The organism is Gemmiger formicilis (assembly GCF_016901605.1).
Lineage (GTDB): Bacteria > Bacillota > Clostridia > Oscillospirales > Ruminococcaceae > Gemmiger > Gemmiger formicilis_B.
Genome location: NZ_JACJKP010000584.1, coordinates 1 through 298, shown reverse-complemented (window position 1 = coordinate 298; position 298 = coordinate 1). Strand labels below are relative to the sequence as shown.

At 52.3% G+C, this 298-nt stretch carries 1 pseudogene; it reads right to left on the bottom strand.

Annotation, left to right across the window (positions count from 1 at the left end):
- Nucleotides 1–298: pseudogene (locus tag H6B10_RS16025) on the bottom strand (DNA polymerase III subunit delta); the annotation flags it as partial.

Here is a 298-nt window from a genome sequence, read left to right as displayed (position 1 = left end):
GGCGCTTTTGTGCCTGTTCAATCCGCCCGGACACAACCAGTTCCACCATTTCAAATGTGTCCGCATCCAGCGTAACTGTTCCCAGCTGCTGGATCATATCCGCGGTAATGGTGCCATAGTTTGCCAATGCAGATAATTTCGCAATTTCATTGTGTAACAAAAACTGGTCTTCTCCGCAACGGTCCAAAAGCGCCGCTTCAGTCCCTGGTGCGAAAGTGGCACCAGACTCTTCCGCCCAGGAACGTGCCAGTGCTTGGAGTTCGGAACGCCCAGGCTTATTGATCTGAACGCAATACCC